Below are 18,585 nucleotides of genomic sequence, written 5' to 3' on the forward strand. Positions count from 1 at the left end.
TAAAAAAATAAGGGGGAGATCGCTCTCTCCCTATCGATATTTAACGTAAAATTGAAATGTATAAGCATCAAAACGCATATAAGAGTATGGGCCGTAACTAGCTTCTGGATGATAAAAAGCCACACCTTTAATCCAACCATCACGTAAACCTTCACCAAACGATTTGTTAAGAGGAACCCAGTGTCCCTCTCCACGATTAAAGTCTAATCGTTCTATCTTTTGATGATTAAATAATTGAGGACCTTGCCACGCTGGAGGTAGATCCCATTTCCCTCCATAGTTGTGAGCCCACACATGAAGGAATCGACCATCTTCCGGATATCCGTGTTCGGTATTTCTTCTGCGTATATAAAGCTTAACATCTAGAATTTCTTTCCCCTGTAGTTTTTGTCTCCAGTCGTTATGATCAAGGAAGAATAAACATTTGTTACTGCCCCATCTTGTTCCTTTTTTAACTGCAATGCCATCCTGGATTTTGTTTCGAAGCTCTACCCATTCTCCGTGAAACACTTCTCTGTCATCATATTCGTAGCGCCACTCTGCCGGATTTCGTCTAACTTGTCCGTTTTGTTTGTAGATAACATAATCTGTACGCCAAGTTCTACTTCCTACATTATTTTGAACCTTCTCAATAATTGGTCGTGGTTGGGTTTTACCGCTAACAGTAGCCCAAGGTGATGCGCCTGCTCGGTTTACAGCTCTTACTTTCTCGACATATGTTGTATCAGGATTTAACCATTCATGAGGTGAGTCTAAACTATTCGTTCTTTGTATAGATGGGTTTGCCCACCACATAGGTAAATATTCATAATACTCAGCGGTAGGAACAGCATCCCAAATGAAATTCAGTTCATGTTGTGAAGACCACGCCATACGAGGTTTTGGAGCTGCGGGAGGTTTTAGTGGATCAATTTTTATATAATCCAAGATCCAAAACCAATCGCTTACATTTCCATTTATGTCAAATACACGAACAGCATAATGATAAACACCATCTACATTGCCTGTTACATTATGAACATAAGCTGTATTTGGACCGTTGTAAATGTCGTAGTAATACTGGGTGATCCACTGATTTGATAAATCATATTGTTGAACACGTAGGTTATAACTTGCTACACCAAGAGGAACGTTATCTACATTATAATATTTCATAAAGCCAGTTGATTCGTGTTTTCTTTTATCTACGGCAGTAGCCTTTAGCATATATCGAGTTTTCTTAGAGTTAGAAAGATGAGTAAAATTGATGTGATCCATAGGAATATCAATTTTTCTTCCAAAAGAATCTATGTCTTCTACTCGATAAATCAATGTGTATCTACACTGTTTATCTGTGAATCCAGCACCAATTTCAATTATGTAGTAAGAAACATCTTCTGATATCTCATTTAAAAAGTTAACCGTACATGTACCTGGCTTAAGATCTGAGGGCTGCCAGTTAACATCAACAGATAAGTCCTCTTTACCATTATTGTACGCCCTTCCACTTTTTACATAAAGTGGTTCAAGACCTCCAAATGTTAAGTACACATTACTTGGTTCTTTTGGTGGGATTCTAATAAGACGGTCAAAGATTGTATATATCTTATGAATGTCTTGAGCCCCTAGACCATCTTCAATAAGTCTTTGAATTTCATCTCGATATGTATCTTCTTTTTTTGCAATTAACCAAAGGATACTTTCGAGGCTTTCAAAATCGGTACGACTAGGAACAGTTTCACGAGTGAATAAAGCCAAAGCTTTTTCTAAGGCATCGTTTTCTTCTATAGAATCTACTACATAATCCTTTAATACTGAGACAGCATTTTCTCTAATCTCCTCAAAGTATTGACGAGTCCCGATGTATTCATATGCTTCTGGCCCATCTCGCCATAAAAGTCCATCCTGTAAAAATACAGGTCCAAATTTAAATCTTTTTCTTCCACTAAAAGCAGTGGAGTCGTTAGCAGCTGTTACTTTTACTTCCCATTCATAAGTTTGCTCTAGGTCAAGAACACCCTGATGAGCAGTTATATCTACTTGAGTATCTGTTCCTGAATGAAAGGTAATAAGGGCTGTGTTAGAGCCCGTTCTATATACCTTTACTTCTGCATCTTTCTGATAGTCACTAGAGTTTTCTTTAATGAATGTCCATGAAAAAATGAGTGAGGAAGGAACGTCTGGAGTAACGATGGAGTTAAAATTAGGAGATAACCCTTCTGGTCGTTTTGCCATTTATATAACATCCTTTCTTAGCGATCAAACACCGCTGGGTGAACTGGTTCAACAATTGCGTAATCGAAACGAACTTTTACAGAAGAAGTTGTAGCTAGTTTTCGAACACGTAATTTTGTAGAACCATCATGATTAAAGATCAAGTAGAATGTTTTATACTGTCCACTTGTATCGAAGTCTGTTCCGTTTAAAGTAGTTTTGTTAATAACTTGGTTTGTCTTTGAGTTAACTGCAGAAATCTCAACCACTGCATTAGAAGGAAGACTACTTGCTGATAATCTTACAATCGCAACATATCGACCATAATGCATTCCATCTAATGGTGCATTTAACAGATCTGAAGCAGCAGTAGCACCACTCTCAATTGCTTTGTTTAGTAATGTTTTGGAGTCAGCAACTGCAGTGTTACCAGTTGAAGATGCATCATTTGAATCAAACTCTCTTGTCCATCGAGTGTTTGTCTTCCCTAATACTTTTAGCTCTGCATTTTGTGCGATTGTTCCACCTGTTGTCTCAGAAATCTTGTCGTTAATCGCATCAGCTACTTTTGTATTTGAAGTTGATTCTACATAGATATCTGAACCAGTGATTCCTGTAGTAGTCTTTGTTAAATCAACGTTTGCCTTTGGAAGTTTACCCTGCACTTCTTGTGTAAGCATAATCTTCTCCGGCATACCAGGAATCCCTGAAGTACTACCTAAGTGACGGTGTTGCTGAATTGTAGCATTTGTAGTCTTGTCCTTATCGAAAGCCCATGTAGGTCCTCCGTATCGTTTATCGAATTCAGCATACCAATCATGAGTCTCAAGTGCGTCTATACGAGACTTAACGGTAGAAGTTCGTTTAAGGTTTAATAGCACGTTTGGGTCTGTAATAGGTTTCCCGTTTACATCCTTTGGTGCAGCTGGCATTTGAGCTAATTCTCCTAGCATACGTTGCACTGCCATTACAGCATCCTGTAGCGAGTTTACATGCTCGGCCATGTTGTAATCTTTAAGGTTTGTCCATCGAAGCAAGTTGGGATTTGACTTAGAACCACTACGTTCATCGAATAATTCAGGGAAACGAGTAAGAACTAAGTCGGGATAAATATTATTCCCAACTGCATTTTGTACTGATCCAGTTTCAGCCATTATTTATCCACTCCTTGTTATTTTGGTAGGTTAAGAGATAAGGAACCTTCTCGGTTAACTCTTACGGATATACCTTGTGATCCTCTTAAAAATGAACCCTCTGTATCTATTACGGCAGAGAAAGAACCCCTACCAAGAGTTACAGAACCATTGCCAACTTCTACATCAGCTAACGTTGTTTGGGTCATTGTATTGTTTAGAGTAAAGTCCTCATCAGTTGTTAATTTGTAAGACTGTGGTGCGTCACTCTGATCGATCCAGTCCACTATAAGCTCTTCTAAAACAGGTGTCACTGTTCTATCAGCAGTTTTCATTTCTACATGGACTTTAATTTGTGGCTCTTCATTATTGTGAAGAACATCTTCTCCTGTAACAATTTCCATACCAGGAGATGTGTTGTCACTAAAAGTATAACCGTAACGATTATCCCAAGTGATATGAGTTTGATATAGGAATTCACGTAAAGCTACTAATACGTAATGAAGTGGAATGATTTCAGAAGCCATTACTGTATATTTGTAATTCTCTAAATCGTATTCATCATTTGGTATTTTCCCTTTTGCAACTATCTTGTACTTGAATTGAATTTCTGGGTGGTTCTCTTCAATTTGCTCCTCTGTACCATGTAGCCCAACATAGGCTTTAAATTCTCGAACAGGAGATTCTTCTTTTGGAGCAGTTACTAGTAAATCATCACCGCTACCAATTCCTGATTGCACTTCGTTATCTTTCCACGAAGCAGAGAAACCATCCCATATATGAGGTAGGTAATGAAATCCCATGTTGTTTTCTTCAATGCTGCGCCAATAAGCTTCTCCCCAATTCATATGATCCCAAGAGAAACCTAGATTACTATTAATCTGATTTACGTATTGGATATATGTTTCAGAAGGTGTGCCGTCTGTATTCATAAGTTTTGTTTGAACATATTGATCATCAGACAATGAACCTAATTTGACTTGTGACTTATCAATACCTAGTTCTCTACTAATGCCATTCATAAGCCCTTGCTTTGTTGCCCCACCAGGATTCTTAAAGACATCTAAGATACGATTCTTGAAAGCTTCGTTTCTTTCACCTGGTAATCTAAAAATACCTAGCAACATACCAAACTCATCAAATACGTTCCAGATATGATGAAGCATATATTCATAGTGAAGGGTATCGCCTACTTCAATTGCATCGAATGGTTTAAAGATATTATCTTGCATGTAGTAATCCGTTACTTTGATATATACATAACCTTCAATGGTATCAATCATGTAGGCGTTGTCGTCACTCTCAAAAAATAGTCGTAAACTATCCATTGGCATACAGTCTCTTCGCACACCATCAATAACTAAACGAACGTGACGATTTGGTGTTTCAACATCTACAACGTCACGAGTAGCAAGCGGAATCTTATAACAGTAATCTGCTGTTTGTAAGTTTGCTGTACCGATATACATGTTGTTCCAAGCTTGCTCTATGTAACGTTCAATGTCTGATAGTTCAACACCAAATGCATCTAAAAATAGTGCCCCTACAGATTTCTCGTCTTTGGCCATCTTCATCCATTGCGGAAGCATGGACATCATACTTGTTGTATGTTTGTTTAACAATGGTGTCACCTGCTTTCTAAGCTACATTAATTTTTCTTAAGAAGTATCGTTCTTCTAATGAAGGCTCAACATTCTTAATGAAATATTCTTTTTCACCAACAACAAGTTTTTTAAATTCCATATCAAGAATTTGTTCGCTTGTTTCCATTACGCGCTGAATAATTTCATTGATAATAATTGGAGAACCCATGTTTAATTGTTTCATGTACGCTCCGACATTTTGAACGACTTTATTACGGATGTGTTGTCTTTCAAGAGAAGTTGTTTTCGAGTGGAAAATTAAGTTGAGGGTGATATCCACGGGGTTGTACTCACTTGTTTTTACTTCTACATTCATACCATAAGCAGCCACTTCATTTATAACGCTTTCTACACGAGTTAGTAGGTCGTTTTCAATTGGATAAACTTGAGGGGTAACATAGCAAGTAAACGAGCCTGTCCCTCTTGTAAATCTTTTGAATTGAGCATCTGCAACGCCATCAATTCTCAGTGTTTTTAAACGGATAGCAATTAGATTTGCATTCTGTTCAACAGATACCTGATTGGAGATTCTTGCACGATAGTTGTTGTCAGATTCATCTCCATCACGAGTACAGTTTAACAGTTCACCAATAAGGTCTAAGTATCCACCTGTTGATGTTGAAATAAAGCCCATTTGAATAATTAATTCTAATTCATCGTAGAAGGGACTAAACTCTTCTATCATTACCTCTGAAAACATACGAGCAATGGAACCTGGACTTGTTTCAGTAATTCCACCCTCAGTTCGAAGTCGAGTTAAAACGGCTTCGAGCATTTCATCTTTTGATTTTCTCATTAACTGTTCACCTCATATTCTGATAACAAACCATGTTCTAAATTAAATAGAACTGGTAAAACTAGATTCGTTACTTTTCTTCTAACAGTTATATAGAAAAGTATTTCGCTAGAACTAACAGGAACTGGTCTAACACTTAAGTCGCTAGGCAGTATGAACTTGTCACTAGTTAGACTTTTCTCAATTAGAGACTTTCCTAATTCTCCTGTCTCCCTCGTATTAGGAAGACCAATTAATTCAGATAAGTCTGCTCCTATATCTTGATGGATAAACCAATCTGGATTGTCTGTTCTTAATCGATTGAGTATTACCTGCTTCTCACTCAAATAGGATACTTGAAGCGGGATATCTCTAACTAATAACCCTTCTGAGCTGTCTGTCGAGATATTTCCTACTGAATCAATATAGAGTAATTCATCAAAGTCATTGTAACTAGGAGAACCAAGTTCTAAATCTCCTTCCGGTGTAAAACGAAAATCGACTTTCATTCTTATCTCCTTCTTTCTAATACTTTTAGTAGATTCTTGCCTGCATCAAGTCGATGGATAAGGTAGTGACAGTTACCGCACAAAACTGATAGATTAGTGGATCGATTGTTTTTCGATAGCTGTTTTCCATCCCATTCCTCGTAACCTTGTTCTTTTGCGGCTTCCACTAATTCTGTAATGTCTTGGCCCGCCTTTATAGCCTTGCGAATTTGAATCTCCAGCGCTTGTTGTTCTTGATAGTCGATATGATGAACTTCTACTAGAGAGTGCCCACAAATTTCACATCGATGGCCATATGTTTCAAGACCAATTAATCGATAGTCCATGACTAGCCTCCTCTCTTTATCCTTGAAGTTTCTATTCCTAGATCCTCAATCATAGATGTAACTTTTTCATCATAATAATGTTTCCTCTTTTGCTCTTGGAACAACGGGACATTTATGTTACTTGGCCCATCTTGTAACATAGAAACCATTGAAGCTTTTGGAATATGTCTCTTCTCCCCTACCTTGTCACCATAATACAGATAAGGATTTAGGTTGTGATTGTTCCAAATGAATCCATAAGGTTTTGTATGCATTCTCATTTCCTTTGTAGCAAAATGAATACTGTCACCATAAAAGATGATTCCATTATCTTTCGCGTCCAATCGAATACCTGTGTCCTCATTAACAAACATTTCAATTGAACCATCATCACAGAGTTTAAAGGTTGAACCTGTAACTGGATGTTTTAGCGCAATTTCATCTTCACTAATAAATTGCCAGTTCTCTAACTCCTTTTCTAAACTCTTAGTTTTAAAGTTAACGAGTTCGTTTTGCAATACTTGTCGCCAATAAGGATAATGAATATCTTTGTCTCCATCTCCATATGTTTTATTTACATACGCTTCATTCATTAGAATCCTCCTTTCTAAAAAATACGAGATTGGCGAATTGTCCTGCCACCGTATGGACTTAGATAATTCTCGTCACTATGATTTGCTTTGTATACGGTAGATATATAAGGTGACTCCTTAGATTTATTTTTAAAGGATATTGAAACTCTATCGCCATTTTTAACTGCCTGTGTAAATACACCATCTCCATCCTTAGGCAAAGAAACGTCTTTCATTGTTCGTAAAGCATGACTGTTTTCATCGGAGTAAACTACTTCACATGTCAGTTTCGTATAATCCACCTGAATCACATAACCTTCAATTGTTCCTTGTAACCTATTTAAAGATGGTACAACTACCTTACTGTAAATAGATTGGTGAATTGGACTGTTGAAGTTCATCGAATCACCTTCTCTTTAATTCTTTCTTGAGTTAAGAAATCATCTGTCATAGGCTTAGTGATTAATTGCTGCATATATTCATGGGCAAGACCAAATAAATACGGTCCCTTTAGTGATCCATCCTCTTTATGATAAAAAAACAATTCGCCATGTTCATCACTCATACCAACAAATAAACGATTATTCATTTGAATACATGTTGTGCCCTTATGTTGTTCTAAATACTCTTTAATTGTCATGCTGTCACCCACTTTCCTGGTCCACCATAGATAGGAACTCCATCATATTTAATGTCTTTCCCTTTCGGAGCAATATCTATATGAATGAACCCTTTGTTGTTTTCGAAGTCTCCACCAATCGCAATCGATCTCACACCTAATTGCCATGCACAGTCTGCAATTTCCCTTACTTCATCTATGCTTTTAACAAGAATATCAATTGCACAACCTGCTTCATGAGGTGAAAGTTGACCGGGGTTACTAAAGCGGAAACCACTAATAACCTCAAAATAAGGTTTTTGTGTTTTCAAAAGCAAGCTTTCAAATAACCTTTTTGCATCTGGTGAATAAAGGTTCCCTTCATGACCATCGTACTTTTCACTATGAATAAATCTTTCCTTATTTAGGGGAACCATTTTTTCATACTTGGTAGTTCTAGCCCAACCAACGCGGTTAAGAAGAAAGTACTCTCTTGTCATGTCACTTTTCTTAATAGAATCCCCAATAAACTGAACTGGTAGGTATGGGAAAGAACTTCTGTATGTCTGATCAATTAGTTTTTCTTCTTCTGATAATTCTGCTCCATCTTTCTCATAAAGAGCATGCATTGGTTTTTCATTGCCTTCTTCTTTCTCATCTGCTTTTGCTGAGAAGCTAGCCTTAGGTGCAATAGAATTTACTTGAATAGCTGAAGCGCTGCCTCGAATATCAACATAGTCTTCAGGGTTCTTTGTAGTTCCTCTTCTGTTATTAACAAAGTCTGTACAAACCTCAAAGTGTAAATGGACACCCGTTGACTGCCCCTGCATACCCATATTTGCAATATGTTGTCCTCTTTTTACTGTGTCTCCGGTTTTTACTTTTAATGTATTAGGAGGCATGTGACCATAAATCGTATATAAGTCATCCTTATGCTTAATAACTATCCAAGTACCAAATCCACCTACTCCACTTCTAGCTTGAAGAACAACTCCATCACCTGCAGAAAGTATCTTACAGTTGGTATCTCCAGGTGTGTTTGGAGCTAAATCCACTCCATTATGATTTGTTCCCCAACGTGCTCCCATAACAGAAGTGAATCTATACGATTTTGGTTCTGCCGGAACGCCTAGTTCACCCGAACCTGTGAAGCTACCAACTCCTCCCTCAGGTTCTTTTACGGCGTTACCTTGGTCTTCAGACTTTTTACTATCATCGGAAGTTTCTTCTACTTCCTCTTCATCATCAGTTTTAGGAAGTTCAAATTTAGCAAGATACTCTTTTCTTTTTTGATACTCTTCCTTACCTGCTTTAATTTTCTTCTTATATGATTCGAGATTATAGGTTTCTTTGTTTGTAGCCATAACTAAACTCACCCGCCCTTAACGTACCTGGTCCTTGATAAAGAGGTAGATTATCATATCCCCAAGCTGATTCAGGACCAATATCAACATGAACAAACTTAGGACCAACCGCAATAGCTCGGAATCCTGTCAACCATGCAGTATCAGCTATATAGATTGCTTCTTCTGTTGAATCAGCATATATGTCCATAGAAATACCAATAGAATGAGAAGACTCTCCATCAGAAGGATCAAACCCTCTAGCTATTCTTAAAGTTTTATATCCAAGTCGATCTTTAAGAAGACGGAAAGCTTGTCTTGCTTCACTTGTGTAGAAATTCTCTTGAGGGCCATTTAGATGAATAAACTCATTTGGAGGTAATGGGGAGTAATTTTTCTTCATGTCATAACTGGATGACAGTTTAAAGTCTTCCACATAGTTTGACCTTGGGTACTTTGGAGCAATAATTCTGCTCTCTTTTAATTGTGCAGTAGGGATACTTATCTTAAGTGCAAAACTTCTAGCGTGTGCTAATTCATCTTCTGTTGGTGGTAGCCTGAATGGTGTGTCCATGACATCTTCTTGTATCGGATCTTGATAAAGGTCACAGCCTGCTGCATAACTTGCTTCAATATCTGAATCTGATACAGGTACTGATTGAGCAGAAAATGCACTTACTTTTGCCTTACCTGTAACTAGATTCATAAACCATGTTTTATCTACTCCAGTACCAGGACAACTCTTCGGTTCTTTACCATTAATTAACCCTTCACGGTGGAACTTCACACCATTTGGTCTGCCAGCAAAATACTTGGCGATAGCAACAGCTGATTCCAACTGTTTACCTTGCAAAGTATCTTTGCCTTTATCAAAGTTTCCAATCATTTCATACATTGCTGGATGATTATCAGCTGTACCATTATAATTTTTCGCACTACATGGTACGGATGAAATATTGCGTCCAAGAATTACTTGACCATCTACACCAATAGTAAAGTGCTGCGCTATATCGTCCCAACCTTGAGTTTTTGTATGAAATCTTCTCATGTCGTCGTTTAGTTTTGCTAGTGTCTGTCCTTTAGCCTTTGTATGGTCTGGGTCCCAAGTATGGTGGACATAGATTCCATTAATCATACTTGTATCGACAGTGTTTAAGAACTTAACTACTTCATCACCATTTGCAAATGTTTTTCCGTACTCCCATTTTCCACCGGTTCCTTTACCACCAGCTTGTCCAGCTGCAGTGCCGCCACCACCACTACCGCCACCAGATAACACATCCAGAGTTAACATTGTATCTGTGTATGCGTCTCTTCCAAAACCTTTATACATTGCAACTATTTGGTTCGCATAAACATATCCACCACTATAAACCTTGTTTTTCCCGTCAAAAGGCACACTGAAACCGTTATATAACCAAGAAACCCCATGACCGTTTTGTTTTAACTCAAATCCTTTACTCTTAAATTCTGCATATGGATTTTTACCCCTAGAGATAACGCCTCCAGCATAATTATGTTTTTCTTTAAGAATCATGCATCCTACATAGATATTATAGACTGGATCACTGCATGCTCTTCCAAAGTCTAACTTTAGATTGCCAGTAATATCCTTTTCCGTTTGCATTAACCCAACACAGTTAGAAGAGTTTGGGGTCGAATCGTGTACTCCACCGGATTCCGTTGCCATAATTACTTTAACCAAGAGAGGGTTTACGCCGGCTTTTGCTGCTTGTTCTTTAATATGTTGATTCCATTGATCAGTACCAGCTATTTTACCTTTAAGTCCATTTTGGTATACTCCTCCATTTAGGAGTTTGTCGGTGTAAACATCTGGTCCAGTGTACTGAGCAACCGTAGGCATTTCTCCATTGAAGTTTACTGAACCTCCACCACCTGATGCTGCGACTTCTCCGCCACCTTCTTTTGGCTTCTCTTTTTTCTTTTTAAGTGAGAAACTCTGCAGGAATTTCTTACGTTCTTCATACACTTCTTTTGCTGCTTTTATTTTCTTTATATACATCTCCGTGTTATAGGTTTGTTTGTCTTTTTGTGCCATAAAGTTATACCTCCTTATTTTGATAAGCTAACCATTTATTTTGATTTTCGCTATAGTTAACACAAAAAAAAGAAGAGGCGTTAGCCTCTTCTGTAATTGTTATTGCTGCCTCTTGTTTAATTCATTTAATTGATGAGCTTTTTCAGTTTTTGCATACACACCATCTTCTCCTCCGGAACCGGTAAAGAAGTTAGCTATTTCTATGAATGCATTACCGAAGAATTCTGCATCCTCATCATCATGGAACAACGTTGCACTGAACATTTTATCGTATCGACCTGGTGCATCACCATAAATCATACCTGCATGGTTGTTAATACCTGCCGTCAACTCCTTCCCTCTATACGTTAATGGTATCGCCACAACGCACTGAAGGTTTTCTTTAAATCGACGATAGTGTTCAAACAGCATTTCTGTACCAATCCATATTCCTGCATTGACAATGAATCCGACTGGTGTGAAGGAAGCTGCTCCTCTAACCATGTTTAATGCTCCTTTACCAATCTTCGCTATATCATCAGAGCTTGATAGAGCTTTTGCAAGAGCAGTTCCTGATTGCAGAATAGCCTTTTTACTTGTGTTCTTAAGGAAACCTGATTTTCCAGTAGCTTTGGTCATGTTTTTAGCTGCGTCTTCGAACTCAGTTACTAACCTTTGTTGTAGAGCCTTAACATCCCCATCTCCTTTTGAGACGATCTCATCAAGAGTTTTTAGGATTTTATCCATGTCCCCACCACTATTTGCCATACTTATTGTATGCCTCAATCCTTTAGTAGACACCCATTTACCTACACTAGCAGGGACCCCTTTTATCCATTTAGTTAAGTTTCTTCCAGCTTTATTGGCTGCAGCACGTATTGCAGCTGTAGCAGCTAATGACTTTCCAAAACTTATGTACCACTTACTCATTTCAAGAATTACTTGGTCATCGTTTACAACTAGTAAATCCGGTTCAATAGAAGTGATGAATCCTGTCTCCATGCTGAAGTGATGTGTTACTGATTTAATTAACGCGTTACCTTGAAGGTCATTAATTTCATCATTGATATACATCATGTCATGAGGCTTCGCAGTAGGATCTCCTAATACCAACAGATTTCCTTTGTACATATCTTTCATGCTATCTCTAAGAGTAGACTGTCCAAAGTATGTAGCCATTACTTCTGAAGTGTAGAAGTCAGCAAACTTTGCTACAATGTCAGCTTCTACTACTCTTGTTTTCTGTTTGTCGAAACGAATATCCGCATCCGCATACAATACCGGTGTTTGTTTTCCGTCATAGTTTACGATAACGTTTGTGAAAACATTATCCTCACTAGCTTTAATATTGTTTTCTATAATATCATAAGCCGACATGTAGAATTTGTTTTGCATGTATGGGCGTCTTGGTTGTCCTGTGAGATATCTTGACCATGTTTTCTGTATAGGGTCAAACTCATATCGAGAATCGTACTCGAATGCACAACGCCAGTACGGTTTACCGAAGAATAGTGTCGATCGTAATTCAAACGGATGAACAGCTGCTATATAGTCCGGAGTTGAATAGGTAATCGTTTGTATAATATCCCAAACTGTGTTGTTGTAGAATTTAACAACTACATTGTCTGCATCTCCTGGGTTAAAGATTTTAAACTTATTTTCCCATAGACGTTTCCAGCTAAAATCTTCGAAAATATTATTTCGTTCTCCGTTAGGATGCAACCATTCCGAAAATGTAGGAGTCCCATTTGAAGAGTAGATATTTTGAGCAACTTCTCCATATTCATCATTAAACCAAATTAGATTACCCATGGGTTTTGAATCCTTTGAACTGTTAACGTCAAATGGTTGGCCAAAATGCATAATCCCTAGAGGGTTGTCTTTGAATAACCGCTCATCTACTACACCGTTCATGAAGTCTTTAAACCAACTTCCTTTTGAACTCATAAGACTACAAATTAGGTCTCGTGGTTCAGTTACACTGAAGATTCCATCGTTGTCATCATCAGGGTCACCAGATACTACGTTTCCTAATTCAACTCCGTCACCTTGAGCAACAATCTCAATTACATCACCAATCTCAAGTTCTGAAATTGTACCATTAAAGACAATTGGTAACGCACTAGCTGTAGCACCATAACCCATTCTTAAATGAATACGTGCTCCTGTTTCTAGGAAAAGGTTCTTGTGAATTTCGTTTTCCTTCTTATCAATTAAGTCCTGAGGGATTTCATTCCAGATATAGTTATCCCACCATTTTAACTCACGGTCTACGTAATCAACATCGGTACGACGAGTTGTTAAGTTTGAGTAAACATTAGTCATAGAGATTACTGCCGTATCTGCAGCAATTTTACGAGAACGGTGAACGTCTATACTCTGAATAGCGTTGAATCCGTACATATTATCCCAAAACTTGTACTTACCAAAGTAATCACCTTCATGGATAATAAACATCTGGAACCCTGGGAATGCACGAAGCATTCTTCCACGTTGGTCATGATATCTTAAGTCGTAGAACATTTCCTCATACAGTACGCGTGGATCAACATCATTATACAAACGAAGGTCTGTTGATGCTGTTGACGATTCAGCTGTTTTATCAACATCGTGAATTGTTTCGTACAGCTTCGCACCTTTTTCATAGATTTTTTGCGAATACTCGTATCCATTCTTATCTTTTTTACTACCTGCGAATTTGTCTGTTAGTTTATCGGTGGCTTTTCCAAGTGCACCAAATGTAGCAAGGTTACCTGGATTGTATTTCCCAAGAAAGTCTATACCTTTTTCAACCCATCCATCTGTCTTACTTAATTCATATAGCATTTTTAAATGCTTCTCATAAATCGAGTACAGTGATTGTTTATCCAGGGTTTCTAGATGCTTTTTCATGACCTTCTTGATATTTTTCTTATCAGAATCAACTTTTAAATTATTCGCTTTTAATACTGATAAGTCGTAGTATTCTAGCTCTAAGAGTTGATCAACATAGTCATCTTTGTTTCCATCACCCATCGTAATGCCCTCATCTAGAGTTAATCCGGCATATCCTTTATAGACATCCTTATTGTAACCACTAAATGTATTAAATGGCTTAGTCGCATAATGGTTGAAACGGTTCATAACGCCGCTTGCAAAACTATTGTCTTCAATATCCTTAGAAAATTTAATTTTAGCATCTGGCTTTTCATATAGGGCGAACATTCCATCCCAAGGACGACAATAAGATTCATAGTTCTCACGATCCTTGTCTAACTTATCTAGCTTCTCGTAGTGTTCCGCAAGTTGCTTAACTGCTGTTTGTAAATTGTATCTCCAGTTGTACATTAAACGTTTTACTTCATCAACCTTTATATCAGCTGAAGAAACATCTACTTGCGCTAACCCTACACGTCCAGCCTTACTAACGTTAGGTTTTGTCCCTTTAAAATGCTTCCACTGACTTGTCTTATCAAGGAATGCTTTCATAAGCGTCATGAATCGTTCTTTTGTGATTTTTGATTCTGTTTTAGCGAAGTCCATATGATCCATACCATTCGGTTTTTTAGGCTCTTTAATGACTTCTTTCTTGATTAAATCACCAATCGCAGTAGTATCTGGGCCTCTCATCTTACTTCTTCTTACTTTGAAACTTGCATAATAAATATCTTCCGCAGGTTGATAAGAGACTACCTTTTTAGTTTTGTCCGCCTCTTTTAAATCCCCGCGACACTCTTCAATGAAATCAGGAGCTGAATAATATTTCTTAAAGTACTTATCAACTAGACTATTAAGCTCTTGATAGATAAGTGCTTCATCCCCACTAGGTTTTTGAGATAATGTACCATAATCATTTCCTCCATCAGGGAAGAGTGTTTTCCATTCTTCCATAGTCGGGAAAGTTTCATAAGCAAATTTATCATCTTTTTTATCTGTTAAAAACTTTTGAACGTCTGCATTCTTTACCGTTGCAGCACCGCCTTGGTCAGCCATAACAGGTCCTGCTGATGTATTTGGAGCGTCAGATTTCTTAGCTTCTTCCTGTTTGCCCCAACTAAAATTCCAGCCAAGAGGCCCTACACCTTCAGTTTTTTCTAACTTTTTAAGCTTCTCCCAGTCTGCTTCAGTTGTATCAAATAGTTTTTCTGATTTGTTACTTGTGAAAGCAGCTACACCTGTAGCATCAAACATGTTTAACTGATGGTTTCCAAGGTATGATTCTTCAATTAATTGTCTTAACGTGTTACCTGTAGAGAAATAGAAGTCGGGATCGAGATATGTTCCATTTGTTATGTTCGGATACTCTTTTACTCCTGCATCCAGCTCTGGCAATACGGCATTAATTTGAGCGTAAGTAGGAAGTTCCATATCAGGATAAACTTCTAGCTTGTGAAGTCTAGCTTCAATCATACGGTCATTCATAAATGCTATCTTGTTGATCTTTAACTTCTCAAGATCCATTTGTTTACTGTTACCAGGTAGTGCAGTTAATTCTTCACGTTGACGTTGCGTTTTATCAAACCCAATACCTTGTAACATGATTTGGTATCTTCCTGGGAAGTTAGGAACTGTATTTACAGAGATACTTTCAAACATTACATATCGAATACCAAATAACTGAGAAAGATCATTTTCAATACCGATATATCCATTTGTAATACCTTGATTAAATTTCTTAGCGTATTGGTCAGAAGTCGCAATAAGGTTATTGAAATCTCTTGCACCATCTTCATCTACCTCCAAGAGTAAATCAATGTATGGATCTCCACCACCCATATATTGTAGAGTTGCAGCTTCACTAGATTGAACATGAGATATACTAAACTCATTTGAAAAACGAGCATTGATAGAGATTGGTATAGCCTTACCGGAGATTGGGTATTCCCTCATTGGAATCATACGCTCACTAGCTTCAATAACTCTCATGTATTCATCAAATTCATCTTTGTATTTAGCTACTTCATCTTCCATTTTCTTTGCACCGTCTGCAATGTTTTTAATTGCCTTTATCCCAGCATCATTAGCAGGAATACGGAATAGTCCTTTCTCATAATACTTCTTAAATTCCTTTTCAAGTGCTTTTTGGTTACCAGAATCTTTAAGTTCCTTTATAAGGATAAGACCATATTCCTCTTTCCCTTTGTATGGTTCTTTTGAGTAATCTACTGGAGGATCTTCGTCATAGTAATTAAGCCCGGCAGATATACCTGACCAATCAAATCGAGCCTTAAAGTACAAACGAGACTGGTATGGAATGAAGATTTCTTGATTACGCAGATTAGTAAAGGAGCCCTTGTGTTTACCATCGTAAATTTTATCAAACAATTCCGCTCCTTCACGTAGAACGTTTTCTGCTTCTTCTCTTTTTAATTTGGGGTACTTACTTTTAAGTTCGCTAACCATGTACCAATAGTTACTATCAGCAAACCCCATTCGAAGATCATCAATAATTGTTTCTGGCTTAATCGTAGAATCTTTATAGCGTTTATATTGATCCAAGATTTCATTAGCAACAGAAGCATCTTCTTTTTTGTATTTGTACTCATCATTCTTTGTCTCTAATTCGATTTTTCTTAGTTCCGGAGAATCTGCATTCTTCATGTAGTTGATAGCGTCTCTTCGAGCTGTAAGGAATGATTCATCAGCAAGGGTAAATTTGATATCACTTTTAAGTTGACCTTCTAATCCTTTGAAGTAACGGTACTTATCTCCGCGAGGTGCTAGGGATTGGTTGTAATACCATCTTAGCATCGGATAGTTTACAGAATCGCCTAGTGTGCTTTTATCCATCAAGTATGCTTCTGAATTAAATTCAACAAGCGTTAATTTGGCAGTTAAGGACTCTGGGAAATTAGGAACTGTTGTTACTTCAATATTCATTAAAGCTACATCACGAATACCTAACACATCATTAATGTAATAGTTATCAATAGGGAGAAACGGCGCTTTAGCGAATTGTGCAAGTAGTGGTCTAAGTCCATCCACATAAAAATACTTAGCCTCTTCTCCTTTTCCGTATTCTTTCTTCCAAGGGTATTTCTTACCATTAATTGATTCTAGATCGTGGAAATAAAGATCCATGCTTAACGTAGTAAGTGTTTGGCCGCGGTTAACTAATACAGAGGATTTTGTACGAAGTGTTTTTATTTTGGAGATGTTCGAAGTTTTATTTACATCAATAGCAGTAGGTGGAATTGTAAGAATTACATCACCAATCCTAACTTTGGAATGTTTTTTTAAATCTTCGACTGAAGTTATACCTTCTGCAAAAATCGAAACCCTATCGTCATAAGGGCTAAAAAAGTCTAAAGCGTTGTGTGCAGGAGTTGTTGTTCCTTTTATGTTTGTCGTTTCAGGATTGATATCTTCATCGTAGGGTTCGTCACTACCCATATCAGGCGTACTCTCTGCATCATTTCCACCTGTTGAAGGCGCACCAACACCTGAGTCATGCGCTTCTAAATTTAATTCCTGAATCCAACTCAAGGGATTAAGAACTGTTAAAGTATTTGCATACTCAAATGGGAAAAGACCAAGAGGGACTTGAGGGAATTTCTTAGATTTTGTTACTAAAAGAGATTTGTTTACGTGTACAAATTTATTATCCTTTTTGTTAATGATCTTATCGAAAACAATATCAGCACTTTTTTCATTGGTTGCATAAACATCTGCAATGTAGCGACCATATTTTTCATCAGTCAGAGGTGCTTCTCCCATTTTTCTACGATCAAAGTGAATAATAACAAGTGGCTTCTGATTGTCTTTACAACCTAAGAGTTCCTTATTATAGTTGTGAGCTTCTTCTCCTACCTCATACATGTCTTGCATAGTAACACCATATGTTTTTCCAAACTTAGTGTTTTTAGGGTCTTTGTACGATTCCTCTCCAGGCTGAAGTGTTTCTGGTGTGTCTACACCGTTGTATCTTATTGTGATTGTTTGTTCTTTGTTTAGCTTAGAAGACAAGAAATCAGATAGCTTCACCAATTTCACATCAATTGTATCACCATCTGTAACTTTCTCTACTCTTCCAATCGCAATGTAATCAGAAGTCTCAACTTGTTCTGCATGTTCTTCCATCACACTAAAGAATCCATTGTTTTCTTCTTCTGGTTTTTGTTGCGCTATCTCTAATGGATTACCAAGTACTTCTTTTTCGTAGTAGAATTTAGCGCTTGATAATAGTCTATGAGAATTGTAGCCACAATCTAAATAGATGATTTGGTTACGCATCGTAGTAACTTCCATTTCTCTGTTATCCGCTATTGAATAAAAACTAATGTCTACAGGATAACGAGACACTTTTTTTTCCACTTCTGCAAGGAACATATTAAATCTTGGGCTAGTAGCCACATTCCCTTTGCTCCCTACATTAATGAACGTGTAGTTCTGATTTATGTATATACCAACACGCCAAGGCGCATCTTTTCTAACTCTAGTTAGAGAGGTAATTAATATTTTCTCTTTCATTCCGGTCACCTCTTTTGTTGTAGTAAA

General features: G+C 37.5%; 12 protein-coding genes. All 12 read right to left on the reverse strand.

Annotation, left to right across the window (positions count from 1 at the left end):
* Nucleotides 1-30 precede the first annotated feature (30 nt).
* Nucleotides 31-2,214: a glycoside hydrolase family 78 protein gene (locus ACSG5Z_RS24950; protein ID WP_435712426.1), complete on the reverse strand. Its 2,184-nt coding sequence runs from the start codon at nucleotides 2,212-2,214 to the stop codon at nucleotides 31-33.
* Nucleotides 2,215-2,231: 17 nt separating this feature from the next.
* Nucleotides 2,232-3,347, reverse strand: coding sequence for a hypothetical protein (locus tag ACSG5Z_RS24955; RefSeq protein WP_435712427.1), 1,116 nt, complete (start codon nucleotides 3,345-3,347; stop codon nucleotides 2,232-2,234).
* A gap of 17 nt (nucleotides 3,348-3,364) precedes the next feature.
* Complete coding sequence (locus ACSG5Z_RS24960) at nucleotides 3,365-4,948, reverse strand: hypothetical protein (protein ID WP_435712428.1); 1,584 nt, start codon at nucleotides 4,946-4,948, stop codon at nucleotides 3,365-3,367.
* Nucleotides 4,949-4,964: 16 nt separating this feature from the next.
* Nucleotides 4,965-5,765 (reverse strand): baseplate J/gp47 family protein, encoded by an 801-nt coding sequence (locus tag ACSG5Z_RS24965; RefSeq protein ID WP_327988912.1) that lies wholly within the window; start codon nucleotides 5,763-5,765, stop codon nucleotides 4,965-4,967.
* A complete protein-coding gene (locus tag ACSG5Z_RS24970) occupies nucleotides 5,765-6,253 on the reverse strand; it encodes a hypothetical protein (protein WP_435712429.1) in 489 nt (162 codons plus the stop codon). The genes ACSG5Z_RS24965 and ACSG5Z_RS24970 overlap by 1 nt, the downstream gene beginning before the upstream one ends.
* A 2-nt stretch (nucleotides 6,254-6,255) precedes the next feature.
* Complete coding sequence (locus tag ACSG5Z_RS24975; RefSeq protein ID WP_435712430.1) at nucleotides 6,256-6,579, reverse strand: hypothetical protein; 324 nt, start codon at nucleotides 6,577-6,579, stop codon at nucleotides 6,256-6,258.
* 2 nt (nucleotides 6,580-6,581) lie between these two features.
* Complete coding sequence (locus ACSG5Z_RS24980) at nucleotides 6,582-7,151, reverse strand: hypothetical protein (protein ID WP_435712431.1); 570 nt, start codon at nucleotides 7,149-7,151, stop codon at nucleotides 6,582-6,584.
* Between the two features lie 14 nt (nucleotides 7,152-7,165).
* On the reverse strand, nucleotides 7,166-7,531 hold the full coding sequence (locus ACSG5Z_RS24985) for a hypothetical protein (protein ID WP_435712432.1): 366 nt from the start codon (nucleotides 7,529-7,531) through the stop codon (nucleotides 7,166-7,168).
* Nucleotides 7,528-7,770 carry a hypothetical protein gene (locus ACSG5Z_RS24990; RefSeq protein ID WP_435712433.1) on the reverse strand — a complete coding sequence of 81 codons (243 nt, stop codon included), beginning with the start codon at nucleotides 7,768-7,770 and terminating at the stop codon, nucleotides 7,528-7,530. Before ACSG5Z_RS24990 ends, ACSG5Z_RS24985 begins: the two co-directional genes overlap by 4 nt.
* The gene (locus ACSG5Z_RS24995) at nucleotides 7,767-9,092 is read right to left on the reverse strand and encodes a peptidoglycan DD-metalloendopeptidase family protein (RefSeq protein ID WP_435712434.1); all 1,326 of its coding nucleotides are present in this window, start codon (nucleotides 9,090-9,092) and stop codon (nucleotides 7,767-7,769) included. Before ACSG5Z_RS24995 ends, ACSG5Z_RS24990 begins: the two co-directional genes overlap by 4 nt.
* Nucleotides 9,067-11,130, reverse strand: coding sequence for a peptidoglycan recognition protein family protein (locus ACSG5Z_RS25000; RefSeq protein WP_435712435.1), 2,064 nt, complete (start codon nucleotides 11,128-11,130; stop codon nucleotides 9,067-9,069). The genes ACSG5Z_RS24995 and ACSG5Z_RS25000 overlap by 26 nt, the downstream gene beginning before the upstream one ends.
* 99 nt (nucleotides 11,131-11,229) lie before the next feature.
* Nucleotides 11,230-18,558 carry a thermonuclease family protein gene (locus tag ACSG5Z_RS25005; RefSeq protein ID WP_435712436.1) on the reverse strand — a complete coding sequence of 2,443 codons (7,329 nt, stop codon included), beginning with the start codon at nucleotides 18,556-18,558 and terminating at the stop codon, nucleotides 11,230-11,232.
* Between the last annotated feature and the right edge of the window lie 27 nt (nucleotides 18,559-18,585).

This window comes from Bacillus pretiosus, assembly GCF_051294775.1.
Classification (GTDB): domain Bacteria; phylum Bacillota; class Bacilli; order Bacillales; family Bacillaceae_G; genus Bacillus_A; species Bacillus_A wiedmannii.

Coding starts and splice junctions, on each gene's coding strand:
- ACSG5Z_RS25005 (WP_435712436.1), bottom strand. CDS start 18,558: ATGAAAGAGAAAATATTAATTACCTCTCTAACTAGAGTTAGAAAAGAT.
- ACSG5Z_RS25000 (WP_435712435.1), bottom strand. CDS start 11,130: ATGGCACAAAAAGACAAACAAACCTATAACACGGAGATGTATATAAAG.
- ACSG5Z_RS24975 (WP_435712430.1), bottom strand. CDS start 6,579: ATGGACTATCGATTAATTGGTCTTGAAACATATGGCCATCGATGTGAA.
- ACSG5Z_RS24980 (WP_435712431.1), bottom strand. CDS start 7,151: ATGAATGAAGCGTATGTAAATAAAACATATGGAGATGGAGACAAAGAT.
- ACSG5Z_RS24990 (WP_435712433.1), bottom strand. CDS start 7,770: ATGACAATTAAAGAGTATTTAGAACAACATAAGGGCACAACATGTATT.
- ACSG5Z_RS24965 (WP_327988912.1), bottom strand. CDS start 5,765: ATGAGAAAATCAAAAGATGAAATGCTCGAAGCCGTTTTAACTCGACTT.
- ACSG5Z_RS24950 (WP_435712426.1), bottom strand. CDS start 2,214: ATGGCAAAACGACCAGAAGGGTTATCTCCTAATTTTAACTCCATCGTT.
- ACSG5Z_RS24970 (WP_435712429.1), bottom strand. CDS start 6,253: ATGAAAGTCGATTTTCGTTTTACACCGGAAGGAGATTTAGAACTTGGT.
- ACSG5Z_RS24985 (WP_435712432.1), bottom strand. CDS start 7,531: ATGAACTTCAACAGTCCAATTCACCAATCTATTTACAGTAAGGTAGTT.
- ACSG5Z_RS24955 (WP_435712427.1), bottom strand. CDS start 3,347: ATGGCTGAAACTGGATCAGTACAAAATGCAGTTGGGAATAATATTTAT.
- ACSG5Z_RS24995 (WP_435712434.1), bottom strand. CDS start 9,092: ATGGCTACAAACAAAGAAACCTATAATCTCGAATCATATAAGAAGAAA.